Below are 15,878 nucleotides of genomic sequence, written 5' to 3'. Positions count from 1 at the left end.
CGGGCATCCTCGGGCGCCTCGGCATAGCGCTGCATGTGGCCGACCACGCGCTTGATCGGCTTCACCAGCAGGCGCCGGACCGCGAGGAAGAGCAGCAGCGCGGTGATCACCGAGATCACCGCCGAGAGCGCGAGGATCCGCAACCCGTATTCGAGCATGGCATGGCGCAACGGCGCGCTGTCCATGGTGACCTCGATGAGCTGACCTGCCTCGCGCGAGGGGTAGCCAAGCACCCGGATCAGCCGAGGCGCCGGATCGACGAGTCTCAGGATCGCGTCGCGCATCAACACCACGGGACCCGCCTCGCGCAGGTCGTAGGTCTTGGAGACCGGGCCCGGCACCGGCGAGGAGAGCATCAGCTCGCGCGTAGCGTTGCGCTGCAGGGCAACGTTGTAGACGCCGGCATTGGCGAGAAGCTCGCGCTCGAGATCCGGGTCGATCATGTCGTCCGCCAGCAGCGCCAGCGACGCGATCTGCGCCCGCTCCAGCCGGTCCACCAGGTAGTCCTCGCGATAGCGCGCGACGGAGGGCACGAAGATCAGCACCTCGGCCAGCATCACGAACACCGTCGTGAGAATGAGGAAACGGCCGGAGAGCGAGTTGAGCATGAAGTGTCGTCTTGTCCCGTCAGGGCAGCCAGCGCTGCACCAGTCTTACAATTCTTTTCACTGTTTCGTTTTCAAACAGACGGGGAGAGAAATAGGTTCCCGCGACGCGTTTGTTAAGCTCCCCGATGGTGGGATAAGGCACAACCATCCCTGCGAGATCGCTCATTCTGAGCCCCGCCGACAGCGCCAGCGCCCAGGTTCCGATGAGTTCACCGGCCTGCGCACCGGCGATTGAGGCACCCACTGGACGGCCCTTCACCACCATGACCTTGAGCAGCCCGGTGGTCTGGCGCAGAGCGATGGCGCGGTCGTTGTGCTGGTAGGGAAATCGCACCACTTCGAGCCGGTCGCCGTATTTCGCCCGCGCCTCGGCCTCGGTCAGGCCGACCTGTGCCAGCTCCGGGGCGGTGTAGGTGGCGCGCGGCAGGATCTGCGGCTTCACCCGCACCGGCAGGCCGAAAAGCGCGTTCCGCACCACGAGGCCTGCGTGATAGCCCGCCACATGGGTGAACTGTGCGCCGCCCGCGATGTCGCCGATGGCATAGACGCGGCGGTTGCTGGTGCGCAGCCCCTCGTCCACGGCGATGCCGCTGCGGGTGGTGTCGATCCCGGCTTTCTCAAGGTCCAGCCCGTCGAGATTCGCCCGCCGCCCCACGGCCACCAGCAGATGCGTGCCGCGCAGCACCCGGCCGCCCACGGTCTCGACCTCGAGCGCACCGTCGCGGCCACGCACCGCCGCGGCCTGCGTCTCTTCGAGGATGGTGACGCCCTCGGCCCGCAGGTCCTCGAGCACGATGGCGGCAAGCTCGGGATCCTCGCGGCCGAGCGCGCGCTCCGCCTCGATCACCGTGACCTTGCAGCCGAGCCGCCGGTGCGCCTGCGCCATCTCGAGCCCGATGGGCCCTCCGCCGATCACCAGAAGGTGCGCTGGGCGCTCACGCAGCTGCCACAGCGTCTCGTTGGTGAGGAAGGGCACCTCGGAAAGCCCGGGGATCGGCGGCACGAAAGGCGAGGAGCCCGCCGCCACCACGATTCGCCGCGCGGTGACGACATGCTCGCCAGCCTGCACCTCGGTCTTCGAGATGAAGCGCCCGTGCTCGCGGATGACACGCACGCCGAAGCCCTCGAACCGCTCCTGGCTGTCCATGGGAGCGATGCGCGAGATCGTCTCCGCCACATGCGTCTGCGCCGCGGCGTAATCGACCTGCGGCGCGACGGAGGCGACGCCGAAAGGCCCCGCGCCTGCCATGCCATGCGCTCGCCCGGCGCTGGCGATCAGCGCCTTCGACGGGACGCAGCCGTAGTTGAGGCAATCGCCGCCCATCTCGCCGCGTTCGAGCAGCACCACGTCGGCGCCCATCTGCGCCGCACCGGCGGCAACCGAGAGCCCGCCCGAGCCCGCGCCGATCACCAGGAGATCCGTCTTCAGCCGCTGCATGGGTCAGATGTCCTTTCGCCCGCGCAGGGCGCGGATCACGATGGGAAGCGCCGCCAGCGCCGCGAGGCCCAGCAGAGGACCGATCACCTGCGGCGCCCAGAGCAGGCTCAGGTCCGGGTTCTCGCCACGGTCGAAGACCTCGCCCACGCCGACGCCGATGGAGGTGAAGACGATCGCACCGGGGATGATTCCCAGCGCCGTGGTCCAGACGAAGTTGCGCAGCTTCACCCCGACCAGCGCGGGCAGTAGGTTGGCCACGAAGAACGGCACCACCGGAATCAGCCGCAGCAGGAACAGCACGCTGACCTCGTTCTCGCGCAGCCCGGCCTTCACCTTGCCGAGCGTGCCCTCCGAAGCCTCCATCCGTGCCGCCAGCGTCTGGCCGAGCCCCGCGCGTGCAGCAAGGAAGATCAGCAGCGCGCCCACGGTCGCCGCCGCGACGTTGAGTAGGGTGCCGGCGACCAGCCCGAAGAGGAACCCGCCGGTGACCGAGGCCACCGCCGCCCCCGGCAGAGACAGCGCCACGATCGCCACGTAGGCCAGCAGGAAGGCCCCCGCGACCACCACGTAATGCGCATCCCTCAACGCCAGCAGCGACTCGCGGTGCTCGCGCAGCGTGTCGAAGCTGATGTAGTCGCGCAGCAGGAAGAAGCCCGCCACGGCGGCGACGAGGATCACGGCAAGCGGCAGGTGCCGCCCGAATCCCTCGCTGCGGCGGGATGATGTCCGGGGCTTGGCCCGGGCGGAGTCGGTGGGTGTCTCTGTCATCGTTCCAAGATGCGGCAGGTCGTGCCTTCGCAACAGCCCCATCACGCCGCCTTGATCCACGGTGACGCTGGCCCCCCCGGGATCGGCCCCGGAGGACCGTGGCTGTAACAATTGGCCCCCGTGAGGGCGGGTGAAATGTTGCAGCTTTTGCGCGATAGAGGTTTGACACGGGATCGTCGCCTCCCTATAGCACGGGCTTCGAATGACACCGGCCCGGCGAATCCGTCCTGGGCTGACCGAAAAACGGAGTAGAGCGCGATGAAACGCACCTTCCAGCCGTCGAACCTGGTTCGCAAGCGCCGTCATGGCTTCCGCGCCCGCATGGCCACCAAAGGCGGCCGCGCGGTTCTCAACGCGCGCCGTGCACGCGGCCGCAAGCGCCTCAGCGCCTGAGCCGGTCGCTCTGCCCATGGCGGAGCGAGACGCATCCATGGATAGAAAAGCCGCCCCGGACCAAACCGTGGCGGCTTTTCCTCATGCCGATCAGCAGGCCCTGATGCCTGCCCAAGACGATTCGGCACCGAGGCTCGAGACGCTGCGCAAGCGTCCCGACTTCCTGTCTGCGGCCCGCGCCCGACGTCAACCCGTCGGGTCTTTTCTGTTGCAGGCGCGTCTGCGCGACGACGGCGATACGACCATTCGCGTGGGGTTCACCTGCTCGAAGAAAGTCGGCAATGCCGTGGCCCGCAACCGCGCCAAGCGCCGCCTGCGCGAGATCGCGCGGCTTACCCTGCCCGGACTCGGGCAGCCGGGATGGGATTACGTGCTGATCGGCCGCCGCGACGCCACCGCAGAGCGGCCCTTCGAGCTTCTGCTCAAGGATCTCGAATACGCGTTGCGCAAGATCCACGGTGCCGCGACATGAGCCCCCTCGCACATGTCGCCGCCCTGCCCGTGCGCTTCTATCGCCTCGTGTTCTCGCCCTGGGTCGGGCATGGCTGCCGCTATCAGCCCACCTGCTCGGCCTATGCGCTCGAGGCGCTTGAAAAGCACGGCGCCCTCAGGGGATGCTGGCTTGCCGCCCGGCGCATCCTGCGCTGTCATCCCTGGGGTGGGCATGGCATCGACAATGTGCCCGAGCCCCGCTCCAAGACCTGACCAACGCCCCCTCACGCCGCCTGCCTGTCCGCGCGGCACAGCAACACTGGCAGCTCATGTTCGACAACGCCGACGACATCCACCCGCTCTTCCACGGCGCGCCCAAGAGCACCGAGTTCAAGAAGCTGCGCAAGCGCATCGTGCAGAACGTGCGCGAGGCGGTTGACCAGTACCGGATGATCGAGCCCGGCGCGCGCTGGCTCGTCTGTCTCTCGGGCGGCAAGGACAGCTACACGCTGCTCGCAGTGCTGCACGAGCTGAAATGGCGCGGGCTGCTGCCGGTCGAGCTGCTGGCCTGCAACCTCGACCAGGGCCAGCCGGGCTTTCCCTCGACGGTCCTGCCGGAATTCCTCGAGAAGATGGGCGTCCCGCACCGGATCGAGTACCAGGACACCTATTCCGTCGTCGTCGACAAGGTCCCGCAGGGGCGCACCTATTGCGCGCTCTGCTCGCGTCTGCGGCGCGGCAACCTCTACCGCATCGCCCGTGAGGAGGGCTGTTCCGCCGTGGTGCTCGGCCACCATCGCGACGACATCCTCGAGACCTTCTTCATGAACCTCTTCCACGGCGGACGGCTGGCGACGATGCCGCCGAAGCTTGTCAATGAAGAGGGCGATCTCTTCGTCTATCGCCCGCTCGCGCACGTGGCCGAGGCCGATTGCGAGAAGTTCGCCCGCGCCATGAACTACCCGATCATTCCCTGCGACCTCTGCGGCTCGCAGGACGGGCTGCAGCGGATGCAGGTGAAGGCGATCCTCGACCAGTGGGAAAAGAACAGCCCCGGCCGCCGGCAGGTGATGTTCAAGGCGCTGACCAACATTCGCCCCTCGCATATGCTCGACCCCAAACTCTTTGATTTTGCGGGGCTGATGCGCGATCCGGAGCGTGAACGCCCGGATATTCCCGACCTTCGTTAAGTCTCGGGTTACTTCCTTGTTCTAGTCCTGTTCCCGCTGGGTCCATGAAAGCGCGGATGCTGGCAGGCCTGATTCGACGCCGCGGGCGTCTCTCGAAATGGCTGCACGGGGCCCACATGCTCGCGTTCCTGCCGGCGCTCACGCTCGCAGGCTTCTGGATCGGGGGGGAAATGGCCCTCATCGCCATCGCGCTCGGGCTTCCCGCGCTCTACGCGCTCTCCTCCGACGGCACCACCGGCCCGCTCGATCCCGACCGCCCGCTGCCCGATCTGGTGGATGGTGCCGCCGCCAGCGATCTCGCCGACCAGATGCTCGCCCGCGCCGGCAGCTCGAACCTCGCCACCGCTTGCTTCATGCTCGAGGCCGAGGGGCTCGACAGCATCCGCAGGCGGGTCGGCGACGACACCGTGCAGGACCTGCGCAACATGCTCCTGCGGCGCCTGCGGGCGCTGATGCGGCGGGGCGACTGCGCCGCCCGGATCGGGGATTCCCGCTATCTCGTGCTGCTCAGCCCGTCGCTGCGTCTTGATCTCGAAGCGCTGCTCACTCTCGCCGACCGCATGCAGCGCGCCCTCGAAGAGCCGGTCGAAAGCGACGTGGGCACGCATTATCTGTCTGTGGCCATTGGCTTCTGCGGCTCCAGCCGGCTGCCCGGCACGCCCGATGGCGCGCAATTTGTCGAGGCTGCGCAGACCGCGCTGGCCGAGGCGCTCTCGAACAGCCCTTCCGCGATTCGTGCCTGGTCCGACAGCATGCGGGCCGAGCGGCGGGCGCGAAAATCTCTGCTGGCCGAGGTCGAGCGCGCGCTTGCCAAGGGACAGATCCAACCGTGGTTCCAGCCGCAGCTCTGCACCTCCACCGGGCGTATCAGCGGGGTCGAGGCGCTTGCCCGCTGGCTCCACCCCGAGCGCGGGATCGTGCCGCCGATGGAATTCCTCAACGCGCTCGAGGAATCTGGCCAGCTCGACCGGCTGAGCGAGGTCATGCTACAGCACAGCCTTACCGCCCTGCGCGGCTGGGACGCCACGGGGATCGAGATTCCCCGGGTCAGCGTCAATTTCTCCGATGTCGAGCTGCGCAGCCCGCAACTGGTCGAACGCATCAAGTGGGAGCTCGACCGCTTCAACCTTCCCGCATCGCGGCTCGGGGTTGAAGTGCTCGAGACCGTGATCGCGGAGTCGCCCGAGGGGGTGGTTGCGAAAAACATCACGGGTTTGTCGCGGCTTGGCTGCCAGGTCGATCTCGACGACTTCGGGACCGGCCATGCCTCGATCACTGCGCTGCGCCGCTTCACCGTGCACCGGCTCAAGATCGACCGCAGCTTCGTGACCCGCGTCGACCGGGACGAGGAGCAGCGGCGCATGTTGGCGGCGGTGCTGGGCCTTGCCGACCGGCTCGGGCTCGAGACCGTGGCCGAAGGGGTCGAGAGCGTCTCCGAGCACGCGCTGCTCGCCCAGCTCGGCTGCGACCACGTGCAGGGCTTCGGCATCGCCCGGCCGATGCCGCCCGACCAGCTCGCCACCTGGGCCCGCGCGCACGCCGAGCGGGTGCATGCCGCCCAGCAGATCGGCCGCAGCGCCGGCTGAGTCCCCCTGCCCGGCGGCAGCCCCGGCACCTGCCCCGACCATGACCGGAAGCGCTGTCCTGCCTGCTGCCATTGGTCACAAAAGCCGCGAGTCCCCCGGAATCGGCTTGACCTTTGGGGGCCCTGCCTGTTGAACCCGGCGGTGACTTTTCAAGGACAGGGCGTCGGTCTCGCATGGACGATCAGAACAAGAACCTGCTCATCGCAACCGGTCTGAGCTTCGTGGTGATCCTTATCTGGTTCCTGCTGTTCCCGCCGCCGGAAGAGCCGGCCGTGGATCAGCAGGAGCCGGTCGCGACCGCTCCCGTTGAAGGCGATGCGGCGACGACTCCGTCCACCGCGACCCCGACCGAGGGGACCGAGGGCACCGCCACCGCGCCCCAGGCCGAGACCGCCGACGCGCCGCGCCTGCCCATCGACACCGCCCGTCTCGGCGGCTCGATCTCGCTCACCGGCGGTCGCATCGACGAGCTGATCCTCAAGGATTACACCGTCACCATCGACGAGGACTCGCCCAAGGTGCAGATCCTCGAGCCGGTCGGAACCGGCCACGCCTACTACGCGCTCTACGGCTGGGCTCCGGGCAACGGGCTCGAGCCCGCCGACGTGCCGGGTGCGAACACCGAATGGCAGGTCGAGTCCGGCTCAAGCCTGACCGTCGACAGCCCCGTCACCTTGCGCTGGGACAGCCCCGCCGGCCTGACCTTCCGCCGCACAGTCGCGGTCGACAAGAACTTCATGTTCACCGTCACCCAGTCAGTCGAGAACACCGGCGAGGCCAGCGTCTCGGCCGCGCCCTACGGCATCGTCGCGCGCCACGGTGAGCCCGTCGGCCGCAAGAAGTTCTTCGTGCTCCACGAGGGCGTCGTCGCCATGGCCGACGGCAAGCTCAACGAGATCGACTACTCCGACATGCCCGACATGGACATGGTCGCCAGCGAGGGCGCGCGCGCCGACGTCACCCAGGTTGCCGAAAACGGATGGATCGGCTTCACCGACCACTACTGGATGACCACGCTGATCCCGTCGCAGGGCACCGCCTTCAAGCAGGTGGCGAAATACGACGAGGGCCGCGACATCTACCAGACCGAGGCGGTGCTGCCGACCGTGACCCTCGCCCCCGGCGAGACCCAGCAGGTCACCACCCAGCTCTATGCCGGCGCGAAGGAATACGAGACCATCCGCGGCTACGAGGATGCCGGCGTCGACCGCTTCATCGACAGCATCGACTGGGGCTGGTTCTTCTTCCTGACCAAGCCGATCTTCTGGCTGCTGCACCACCTGCACGGGCTGATCGGCAACATGGGCTGGTCGATCATCGCGCTGACCATCACCCTCAAGGCGATCCTGTTCCCGCTGGCGTTCAAGTCCTACGTCTCGATGGCAAAGATGAAGGAACTGCAGCCGGAGATGGAGAAGCTCAAGGAGCGTGCCGGCGACGACCGCCAGAAACTCCAGCAGGAGATGATGCAGCTCTACAAGAAGGAAAAGGTCAACCCGGCCTCGGGCTGCCTGCCCATCCTTCTGCAGATCCCGATCTTCTTCTCGCTCTACAAGGTGATCTTCGTGGCCTTCGAGCTGCGGCAGGCGCCCTGGTTCGGTCCCTTCCAGGATCTCTCCACGCCCGATCCGACCTCGCTTTACAACCTGTTCGGCCTGCTGCCCTGGGCGGCACCCGAGCCGGGCAGCACGCTGGCGCTGATCTTCGTGGGCATCCTGCCGATCCTGCTGGGCATCTCGATGTTCCTGCAGCAGAAGCTGAACCCGGCCCCCGCCGATCCGACGCAGAAGATGATCTTCGCGTGGATGCCCTGGGTGTTCATGTTCATGCTCGGCGGCTTCGCCAGCGGCCTGGTCGTGTACTGGATCACCAACAACACGATCACCTTCACCCAACAGTACCTGATCATGCGGAGCCAGGGCTACACGCCCGACGTGTTCGGCAACATCAAGTCCGGGTTCAAGAAGACGCCCAAGGACGACAAGCCGGCGAAATGACCGCGCGCCTCGCCCAGATCTGGCGGCATCCGGTCAAGGGGATCGGTCGCGAACCCCTTGACGCGGTCACCCTGAATGCCGACGCGCCCATGCCCGGAGACCGGGCATGGGCGTTTCAGCACGAGGGTGCCCCGGATGAGCCGGGCTGGCAGCCGCGCCGCAACTTCCTCGTCGTCGCCAACGGCCCGAAACTGGCGCAGGTGACGGCGAAGACCGAAGAGACGGGGCGCATCGCCCTGTCGCACCCGGACCGCCCTGCCCTCAGCTTCGCGCCCGAGACCGAGGGCGCCGCGCTCGCCGAGTGGGTCCGCCCGCTCTGGCCCGAGACCGCTCCCGCCCCACGGGCGCTGGTCAAGGCGCCGCCGCAGGGCATGGGCGACAATGGCGCGGCCGAGGTCTCGATCCTCAGCCTCGCCAGCCTGCGTGACCTCTCGGAGCGGATCGGCAAACCGCTCGCGATCGAGCGGTTCCGCGGCAATCTCGTGCTCGACGATCTCGCGCCGTGGCAGGAATTCGACTGGTGCGGGACGACCCTGCGCATCGGCTCCGCCCTGCTCGAGGTCACCGGGCGCATCGAACGCTGCCGCGCCACCGAGGCCAACCCGGTGACCGGCGAACGCGACGCCGAGCCGGTGCGCGCGCTTTACGGCGCCTTCCGTCACCGGGATTTCGGCGTCTATGCCCGCGTCGTCCAAACTGGCATGATCGCGGTCGGCAATGAGGTCTCGCCCGCATGACACAGCTTCCCTTCCCGCTCGCCGAAGAACCCGATGACGCCGCCCGCGAATCCGCGCGCAAGCTCTTCGCCGGCGAGGTCGACTTCCTCAAGGGCGTGGTGGCCATGGATGGCCTGCCGCCGGACGACCGCACCGAGGTCTGCTTTGCCGGACGCTCGAACGTCGGCAAGTCGAGCCTGATCAACGCGCTCACCGGGCGCAAGGCGCTGGCCCGCGCGTCGAACACGCCGGGCCGGACGCAGGAGATCAACTTCTTCACGCTGGGCGAAGAGCGTTATCTCGTCGACCTTCCGGGCTACGGCTTTGCCAACGCCCCGGTGGCGGTGGTCGAGAAGTGGCAGCGGCTGCTGAAGCAGTACCTCTCGGGGCGCGCCTCGCTCCGACGGGCCTTCGTGCTGATCGATTCGCGCCATGGCGTGAAGGCGGTGGACGAGGAAATCATGACCCTGCTCGACCGCTCCGCGGTGACCTTCCAGGCGGTGCTCACCAAGTCCGACAAGATCCGCGAGAAGGAACGCGAGAAGGTGCTGGACCAGGTCCGCGAGAAGCTCTCGAAGCACCCCGCTGCCTATCCCGAGCTGGTGCTGACGAGTTCCGAGAAGGGCGATGGCATCGCCACGCTGCGCGCCATCATCGCCGGGCTCGACTGAGCGGCACCCCGCCGGCTGCCGCGCGGTGCCCCGACCGGGGCACCGGATCCACGAAAATTCTTGCGTCCTGCGCGGGCATCCCGGACACAGGGAACGAACCCGACCGCATCGAAGGGATGCCACCCAGACATGAAGCAGCAGAAGATGAACCGAGACTGGATCGCAACCGCCCGCACCCTCAACGAAGCCCTCCCCTACATGCAGCGCTACACCGGCGCTGTGGTGGTGGTGAAATTCGGGGGCAACGCCATGGGTGACGACGACGCGATGGCGGAATTCGCCCGCGACATCGTGCTCATGCGGCAGGTCGGCGTGAACCCGGTCGTCGTGCATGGCGGCGGCCCGATGATCAACGACATGCTCAAGCGGCTGAACATCGAAAGCAGCTTCGTCCGCGGCAAGCGCGTCACCGACAAGGCCACCGTCGAGGTCGTCGAGATGGTGCTGACCGGCCTCGTCAACAAGCGCATCGTGCAGGCGATCATGGACGAGGGCGGCCGCGCCGTGGGTCTCTCGGGCAAGGATGACGATCTCATCGTGTGCGAGCCCGACGATCCGGAACTGGGCTTCGTGGGACGCCCCATCGAGATGAACGTGCAGGTGCTGCGCGATCTCTTCGCCGCCGGGATCATCCCCGTCGTGGCCCCCGTCGCCACCGGCACCGAGGTCACCGAGACCTACAACGTCAACGGCGACACCGCCGCCGGCGCTATTGCCGGCGCCCTCAAGGCCGACCGGCTGCTGCTGCTCACCGATGTCACCGGCGTCAAGAACGCCGAGGGCCAGGTGGTCACGGCCATGACACCGGAAGACGTGCGCGCGATGATCGCGGACGGCACCATCGCGGGCGGCATGATCCCCAAGACCGAGACCGCGCTGAAGGCGATCGAGGAAGGCGTGCGCGCCGTGGTGATCCTTGACGGCCGGGTGCCCAATGCCTGCCTGCTGGAGCTCTTCACCGAGCATGGCGCGGGCTCGCTGATCCGCTCGCCGGACCTGGAGCCGGTGCGCGCCCGGACGTGAGCCTCGCGGCGCTCGACCGCGACGCGCGCGCCACGGGCCTTGCGATCCGTGGCGCCTTTCACCCGGCCCCCGGGGATGCCGTTCCCGAGGGCGCGGGGACGCTGATCCTCCTCGGACCCGACGAGCCGGGCTTCTGGCCGGAGTTCCGCAGGTCTCCCGAATATAGCGATGACGCGCCCCACCCGCTCGACCGCTGGTCGCGGCGGGTGATCGGGGCACTGGCAGCGCGCTGGGGCAGCATGGCGGTCTTTCCGGCCGACGGCCCGCCATGGCCGCCGTTCCTGTCGTGGGCGGCGCGCAGCGGGCAGGCCTTCCCCTCGCCCATCGGATTGTACGTGCACGCAAGGGCCGGGCTCTGGATCAGCTATCGCGGCGCCGTGGCCCTGCCCGGCCGCCTCGAGCTGCCTCAGCCCTCAGCGCCGCCCTGCCCTGCCTGCGCGGGCCGTCCCTGCGCCAGTGCCTGCCCCGTGGGTGCGCTCCGCACAGGTGCCCCCTACGACGTCGCCCGCTGCCAGTCCTACCTCCGCACCGAAGCCGGGCGCGACTGCCGCGAGCGGGGGTGCCTCGCCCGCCGCGCCTGCCCGATCTCGGCCACGCTGCCGCGGCAGCACGAACAGAGCGCTTTTCACATGGCCGCCTTCATGGAAGACTGGCCGACAGGGACCGCGCCGGAAACCGACCGGGCGGGCAAGAAGGGAGAGCCAGCGTGAAACGCATGATCCTGATGCGCCATGCCAAGTCCGACTGGACGACGGGCGGGGCCGATCACCAACGCCCCCTGAACAAGCGCGGCCGCAAGAGCGCGAAGGCGCTCGGCGACTGGCTGCGCGCGCAGGGCCACGTGCCGGACCACGGGCTTTGCTCAACCGCCACCCGCACTCGCGAGACGTTCGACCTTCTGGGCTTCGACGTGCCGGTCACCTACGAAGACCGGCTATACCACGCCGGACCCGTCGCCATGACCAAGAGCCTCAGCGAGGCCGAGGGCGCGTGCGTGGTCATGGTGGGCCACAACCCCGGCATCGCGGGCTTTGCCCATGAGCTGCTGACGCGTCCCTATCATCACCCCCGCTTCGAGGATTACCCGACCGGCGCCACGCTGGTGGCCGAGTTCGACATCGCCGACTGGTCCGAGCTGCGTCCCGGCACCGGCGAGGCGATGGGCTTCGTCATCCCCCGCGAGCTGCTGGAAGAGAGCGAGGCCTGAGGCTCAGCGCCCCGGGTCGTTCTCTTCGCCCGGCGGCGCGTCGTAGACCGCCCAGCCGTACTTGCCACCCGAGGGCGGAAGGTCCTTTTCCTGCAGCTTGGCCTGCATATGGGTCTTGGCGATGAAGTTCGCGGTGATCGGCGCGGTCAGGAACAGGAACAGCGTGATCAGCAGTTCGTGGAACGACACGCGCCCCTCGACCATCACGAAGTAGAGCATCGAGCCGATCAGCACCCCGCCGACCCCGAGCGTGGTTGCCTTGGTGGGCGCGTGCAGGCGCTGCATCGTGTCCCGCAGCCGCAGGAAGCCGATGGATCCCACCAGGCCGAACAGCCCTCCGATGACGAGGAAGACCGACACAAGGATCTCCGGCAGCAGGGTCAGGTCGTGGTCCATTGCGTCCCCCTCATTCGATGATGTCGCCGCGCAGGATGAAGCGGCAGAAGGCGACGGTCGAGACGAAGCCCACCATCGCGATCAGCATGGAGGCCTCGAAGTAGATCGCCGTGCCCTGCCAGATGCCGTAGAGGATGATGAGCGCGATGAAGTTGATGACCATGGTGTCGAGCGCGAGGATGCGGTCCGCCACCGTAGGCCCCGCCAGCATCCGCCAGAGCGTCCCGAGCAGGCCGAAGCCGAAGCAGGCGAAGGCGAAGACGATTGCGTAAGTGATCATCCGAAGATCTCCTTCAGCCGCCGTTCGTAGCGCGATTTGATATGGTCCCGGACCTCGTCCGGATCGTCGGTGTGCAGCGCATGCACGAGCAACGCGCTGCCATCGGCGGCAAGCGTTGTCGAAACGGTGCCCGGCGTCATGGTGACGGTCCCCGCGAGCACGGTGATCGCCTCGGCCGAGGTCAGATCGAGCGGCACTACGACCCAGCGCGAATGGATGGCGTCGTTGCGCTTGAAGAGCACGATGGCCGCCACCACCACGTTGGCCACGATGATGTCCCAGAGCACGATGAAGACGTATTCCAGCGCCATCAGCGGCGCCCGCAGCGTGGGCCGGTTCGGCCAGTAGGGCGCCGTCAGCACCGGGATGGTGACGCCGAACACGGCGCCCAGGAACAGGTTCCCGAGGGTGACCTTGTTGACCAGCGCCAGCCAGACGATGGTGAGGGTCAGCGACAGGACGGGGTGGGGGAAGAGTCTCGACAGCATGGGGCTAGTGCTCCTCCTCCTTGAGTTTCTTGGTGTCGTGCTGGTCTTCCAGCACGGCCGCCACGTAGTCGCCCGGATCGTAGAGCTGGGCCGCGGTGGATTCCATGTGCCGCATCACCGGGCCCGCGAAGACCGTCAGCAGCGCAAGGCAGGCGAGCGAGGCCACCGACGGCGCGGCCAGCGCCGGGCCGATGCGGTTGGCCGGGGGCGTCACCTCCTCGGGCGTGTCCTCCTCGGGCGGCATCAGCTCGGCCGAGGTGGATTTCCAGAACAGCACGCTGCCCGCGCGGACGAAGCCGACGATGGTCAGCAGCGAGCCCGCCAGCACCACCGCCCAGACCAGCCAAGCGTAGTCGGCGAAGCGCAGCGCGTCGAGTACCAGCAGCTTGCCGAGGAACCCGCTCAGCGGCGGCATCCCGGCGATGGCGATGGCGCCCGCGAAGAACAGCGCCGCGATGAAACCATTCTGCACCGTCGCGGGCACGGCCTTCAGCAGGTCTCCGCCCTCGCGACGGGACAGCAGCAGGTCGGCGATGAGGAACATGGCCGCCGCGGCGAAGGTCGAGTGCACGAGGTAGTAGAGCGCCGTCGCCGTGGTGTGCGGCGAGAAGCCCGAGATCGCCAGCATCAGCGTCGCGGTGGAGCCGAGCACCGAGAAGGCGATGAGCGGCATCAGCCTGCGCGCGCCCATGACGCCGATGGCCCCTACGGCGATGGTGATGAGAGCCGCCGGCATCAGCCAGTCCTGCGACAGCGACCCGATGGGCGCCGCGTCGGGACCGAAGACGATGGTGTGCATGCGCAGAATTGCATAGGCGCCGACCTTGGTCATGATGGCGAAGAGCGCGGCCACCGGCGCGGGCGCCATGGCGTAGGTGCCCGGCAGCCAGAACTGCACAGGGAAGAGCGCCGCCTTGACCCCGAAGACGATCATCAGGAGCATCGCGGCGACCCGGACCAGGCCTGCCTCCTCGACCGGGATCTCTCGCACTTTCAGCGACAGGTCGGCGATGTTGAGCGTACCGGTGGTGGCGTAGATCGTGCCGAGCGCGATCAGGAACAAACTCGAGCCCGCGAGGTTCATGATCACATATTGCAGACCGGCCTTGAGCCGCGCCTTGCCGCCGCCGTGGATCGTCAGCGCATAGGAGGCGATGAGCAGGATCTCGAACAGCACGAAGAGGTTGAAGGCGTCGCCGGTGAGGAAGGCGCCGCAGATGCCCATGAGCTGGAACTGCATCAGCGCGTGGAAATGCCGCCCGCGCTGGTCCCAGCCGCTCGCCGCGGAGTGGATCACCACGATCAGTCCCAGTACCGAGGTCAGCAGGATGAGCAGCGCCGACAGCCGGTCGAGCACCAGCACGATGCCGAAGGGCGCGGGCCAGTGGCCAAGCCGGTAGACATGCACGCTGCCGTCGGCGGAGAGCATGAAGAGCCCGAAGGCGATGGCGCAGAGCAGCACCGCGCCGGTGATCGAGGCCACCCGCTGCAGCGTGATGTCGTAGCGCATCACATAGGCGATGAGCGGCGCCAGCAGGGCCGGCAGCACGACGGGAGCGATGATCCAGTGGTTCACGCGTCGCCCTCCCCGGCCCGCTCGTCCTCGACGTTGACGCGGTCGTTGCCGTTCTCGAGGAAGGCGCCCAGCGCGATCAGCACCAGAACGGCCGTCATCCCGAACGAGATCACGATGGCGGTCAGCACCAGCGCCTGTGGCAGCGGGTCGGTGTAGGCGGTCGCGTCATCGGTCAGCACCGGCGGCAGGCCCACGGCCAGCCGCCCGGAGGCGAAGACGAAGACGTTCGTCGCGTAGGAGAGCAGCGTCACCCCCAGGATCACCGGGAAGGCACGCAGGCGCAGGATCAGGTATATCCCGGCGGCGGTCAGCCCGCCGATCGAGGTTGCCACGACCAGTTCCATGTCAGTGCCCGTCCTTCTTGTCATTGACCTCGGCGGCCGCCTCGAAGCGGCGCGACGGGTCGTAGTCCATGGGCTCCAGGTTCACCGTCTCGCCGGCGTAGCGCGCCAGCCGGGACAGCGAGTAGAGCATCAGCATCACCGCTCCGAGCACCGTCAGGAAGACCCCGAGGTCGAAGAGCATCGCGGTTGCGAGTTCGAATTCCTCGAACGGCGGAATGGTGAAGTAGCCGAAGGCGCTGGTGAGGAACGGCGCCCCGGCGAGCCATGCACCCGCCCCCGTGAGCCCCGCCACGACCACGCCCCAGCCGATCATCGAGTGGTATTCGAACCGCTTGCGCTCCTGCGTCCAGCCGAAGCCCGAGGCCATGTACTGCATCAGCAGTGCGATCGACATCACCAGCCCCGCCACGAAGCCGCCGCCCGGAAGGTTGTGGCCGCGCAGGAAGATGTAGACCCCTACCAGCACCGCGATGGGCATCATCACGCGCGTCGCGACCACCATCATCACCGGGTGCCGGTCCTGCGAGCGGTCGGGCGGGAAGGTCCAGTTGCGCAGGGTGCGCGAGGCGGGCCCGTTCAGCAGCGCCTCCATCAGCGCGTAGAGCGTCAGCCCCGCGATGCCGAGCACGATGATCTCGCCGTAGGTGTCGTAGCCCCGGAAGTCCACGAGGATCACGTTCACCACGTTGGTGCCGCCGCCGCCCTTGTAGGAGTTGGCGAGGTGGTAGTCCGAGATCGTCGAGACGTCGCGCAGCAGGAAGCTGA

Annotated in this window: 19 protein-coding genes and 1 pseudogene; 11 read left to right on the top strand and 9 right to left on the bottom strand. The window is 67.8% G+C overall.

Translation table 11 applies throughout. The features are described from left to right. From HC022_RS08315 to HC022_RS08305, 3 genes and pseudogenes are all read right to left on the bottom strand, one after another. Positions 1-608 (bottom strand): annotated as a pseudogene (locus tag HC022_RS08315) (sensor histidine kinase); the annotation flags it as partial. A 19-nt stretch (positions 609-627) separates the two neighbouring features. After that, positions 628-2,046 (bottom strand): NAD(P)/FAD-dependent oxidoreductase, encoded by a 1,419-nt coding sequence (locus tag HC022_RS08310; RefSeq protein WP_167452101.1) that lies wholly within the window; start codon positions 2,044-2,046, stop codon positions 628-630. Between the two features lie 3 nt (positions 2,047-2,049). Further along, a complete protein-coding gene (locus HC022_RS08305; RefSeq protein ID WP_167452100.1) occupies positions 2,050-2,814 on the bottom strand; it encodes a TVP38/TMEM64 family protein in 765 nt (254 codons plus the stop codon). Between the two features lie 258 nt (positions 2,815-3,072). On the opposite strand from HC022_RS08305, the gene rpmH reads away from it, so the two are divergent. From rpmH to HC022_RS08250, 11 genes are all read left to right on the top strand, one after another. Continuing rightward, positions 3,073-3,207, top strand: a complete 135-nt coding sequence (gene rpmH, locus HC022_RS08300; protein WP_008884025.1) for a 50S ribosomal protein L34 — start codon at positions 3,073-3,075, stop codon at positions 3,205-3,207. Between the two features lie 103 nt (positions 3,208-3,310). Continuing rightward, complete coding sequence (rnpA, locus tag HC022_RS08295) at positions 3,311-3,679, top strand: ribonuclease P protein component (RefSeq protein ID WP_254884999.1); 369 nt, start codon at positions 3,311-3,313, stop codon at positions 3,677-3,679. Beyond that, complete coding sequence (yidD, locus tag HC022_RS08290; RefSeq protein WP_008885350.1) at positions 3,676-3,912, top strand: membrane protein insertion efficiency factor YidD; 237 nt, start codon at positions 3,676-3,678, stop codon at positions 3,910-3,912. Before rnpA ends, yidD begins: the two co-directional genes overlap by 4 nt. 56 nt (positions 3,913-3,968) lie before the next feature. Next, positions 3,969-4,829 carry a tRNA 2-thiocytidine(32) synthetase TtcA gene (ttcA, locus tag HC022_RS08285; protein ID WP_089963905.1) on the top strand — a complete coding sequence of 287 codons (861 nt, stop codon included), beginning with the start codon at positions 3,969-3,971 and terminating at the stop codon, positions 4,827-4,829. A 56-nt stretch (positions 4,830-4,885) separates the two neighbouring features. After that, entirely contained in the window at positions 4,886-6,415 is a 1,530-nt protein-coding gene (locus HC022_RS08280; protein WP_242661867.1) for a GGDEF domain-containing phosphodiesterase, read from the top strand. Between the two features lie 173 nt (positions 6,416-6,588). Beyond that, complete coding sequence (gene yidC, locus HC022_RS08275) at positions 6,589-8,412, top strand: membrane protein insertase YidC (RefSeq protein WP_008884990.1); 1,824 nt, start codon at positions 6,589-6,591, stop codon at positions 8,410-8,412. Beyond that, a complete protein-coding gene (locus HC022_RS08270; RefSeq protein ID WP_167452099.1) occupies positions 8,409-9,149 on the top strand; it encodes an MOSC domain-containing protein in 741 nt (246 codons plus the stop codon). The genes yidC and HC022_RS08270 overlap by 4 nt, the downstream gene beginning before the upstream one ends. Next, positions 9,146-9,799 carry a ribosome biogenesis GTP-binding protein YihA/YsxC gene (yihA, locus tag HC022_RS08265; protein ID WP_167452098.1) on the top strand — a complete coding sequence of 218 codons (654 nt, stop codon included), beginning with the start codon at positions 9,146-9,148 and terminating at the stop codon, positions 9,797-9,799. Before HC022_RS08270 ends, yihA begins: the two co-directional genes overlap by 4 nt. 129 nt (positions 9,800-9,928) lie before the next feature. Continuing rightward, the gene (argB, locus tag HC022_RS08260; RefSeq protein ID WP_089963893.1) at positions 9,929-10,822 is read left to right on the top strand and encodes an acetylglutamate kinase; all 894 of its coding nucleotides are present in this window, start codon (positions 9,929-9,931) and stop codon (positions 10,820-10,822) included. Beyond that, on the top strand, positions 10,819-11,532 hold the full coding sequence (locus tag HC022_RS08255; protein ID WP_167452097.1) for a ferredoxin: 714 nt from the start codon (positions 10,819-10,821) through the stop codon (positions 11,530-11,532). The genes argB and HC022_RS08255 overlap by 4 nt, the downstream gene beginning before the upstream one ends. Continuing rightward, complete coding sequence (locus HC022_RS08250) at positions 11,529-12,029, top strand: histidine phosphatase family protein (protein ID WP_368484634.1); 501 nt, start codon at positions 11,529-11,531, stop codon at positions 12,027-12,029. The genes HC022_RS08255 and HC022_RS08250 overlap by 4 nt, the downstream gene beginning before the upstream one ends. A 3-nt stretch (positions 12,030-12,032) precedes the next feature. On the opposite strand, the gene HC022_RS08245 is transcribed toward HC022_RS08250, so the two are convergent. The 6 genes from HC022_RS08245 to mbhE all read right to left on the bottom strand — a co-directional run. After that, entirely contained in the window at positions 12,033-12,425 is a 393-nt protein-coding gene (locus tag HC022_RS08245; RefSeq protein ID WP_089963888.1) for a Na+/H+ antiporter subunit G, read from the bottom strand. 10 nt (positions 12,426-12,435) lie between these two features. After that, a complete protein-coding gene (locus HC022_RS08240; protein ID WP_008885183.1) occupies positions 12,436-12,705 on the bottom strand; it encodes a K+/H+ antiporter subunit F in 270 nt (89 codons plus the stop codon). Beyond that, positions 12,702-13,193, bottom strand: a complete 492-nt coding sequence (locus HC022_RS08235) for a Na+/H+ antiporter subunit E (protein ID WP_008884442.1) — start codon at positions 13,191-13,193, stop codon at positions 12,702-12,704. The genes HC022_RS08240 and HC022_RS08235 overlap by 4 nt, the downstream gene beginning before the upstream one ends. Positions 13,194-13,197: 4 nt before the next feature. Continuing rightward, the gene (locus HC022_RS08230) at positions 13,198-14,769 is read right to left on the bottom strand and encodes a monovalent cation/H+ antiporter subunit D (protein ID WP_008885432.1); all 1,572 of its coding nucleotides are present in this window, start codon (positions 14,767-14,769) and stop codon (positions 13,198-13,200) included. Next, positions 14,766-15,113 carry a Na+/H+ antiporter subunit C gene (locus tag HC022_RS08225; protein ID WP_008885815.1) on the bottom strand — a complete coding sequence of 116 codons (348 nt, stop codon included), beginning with the start codon at positions 15,111-15,113 and terminating at the stop codon, positions 14,766-14,768. Before HC022_RS08225 ends, HC022_RS08230 begins: the two co-directional genes overlap by 4 nt. Position 15,114: 1 nt before the next feature. Further along, positions 15,115-15,878: hydrogen gas-evolving membrane-bound hydrogenase subunit E (mbhE, locus tag HC022_RS08220; RefSeq protein WP_303049058.1), on the bottom strand; the 764-nt coding region annotated here is incomplete at its 5' end.

It is taken from the genome of Salipiger sp. HF18 (assembly GCF_011806505.1).
Classification (GTDB): domain Bacteria; phylum Pseudomonadota; class Alphaproteobacteria; order Rhodobacterales; family Rhodobacteraceae; genus Salipiger; species Salipiger thiooxidans.
The sequence above is the reverse complement of the archived record's forward strand: the minus strand, read 5'-3'. Positions and strand labels throughout refer to the sequence as shown.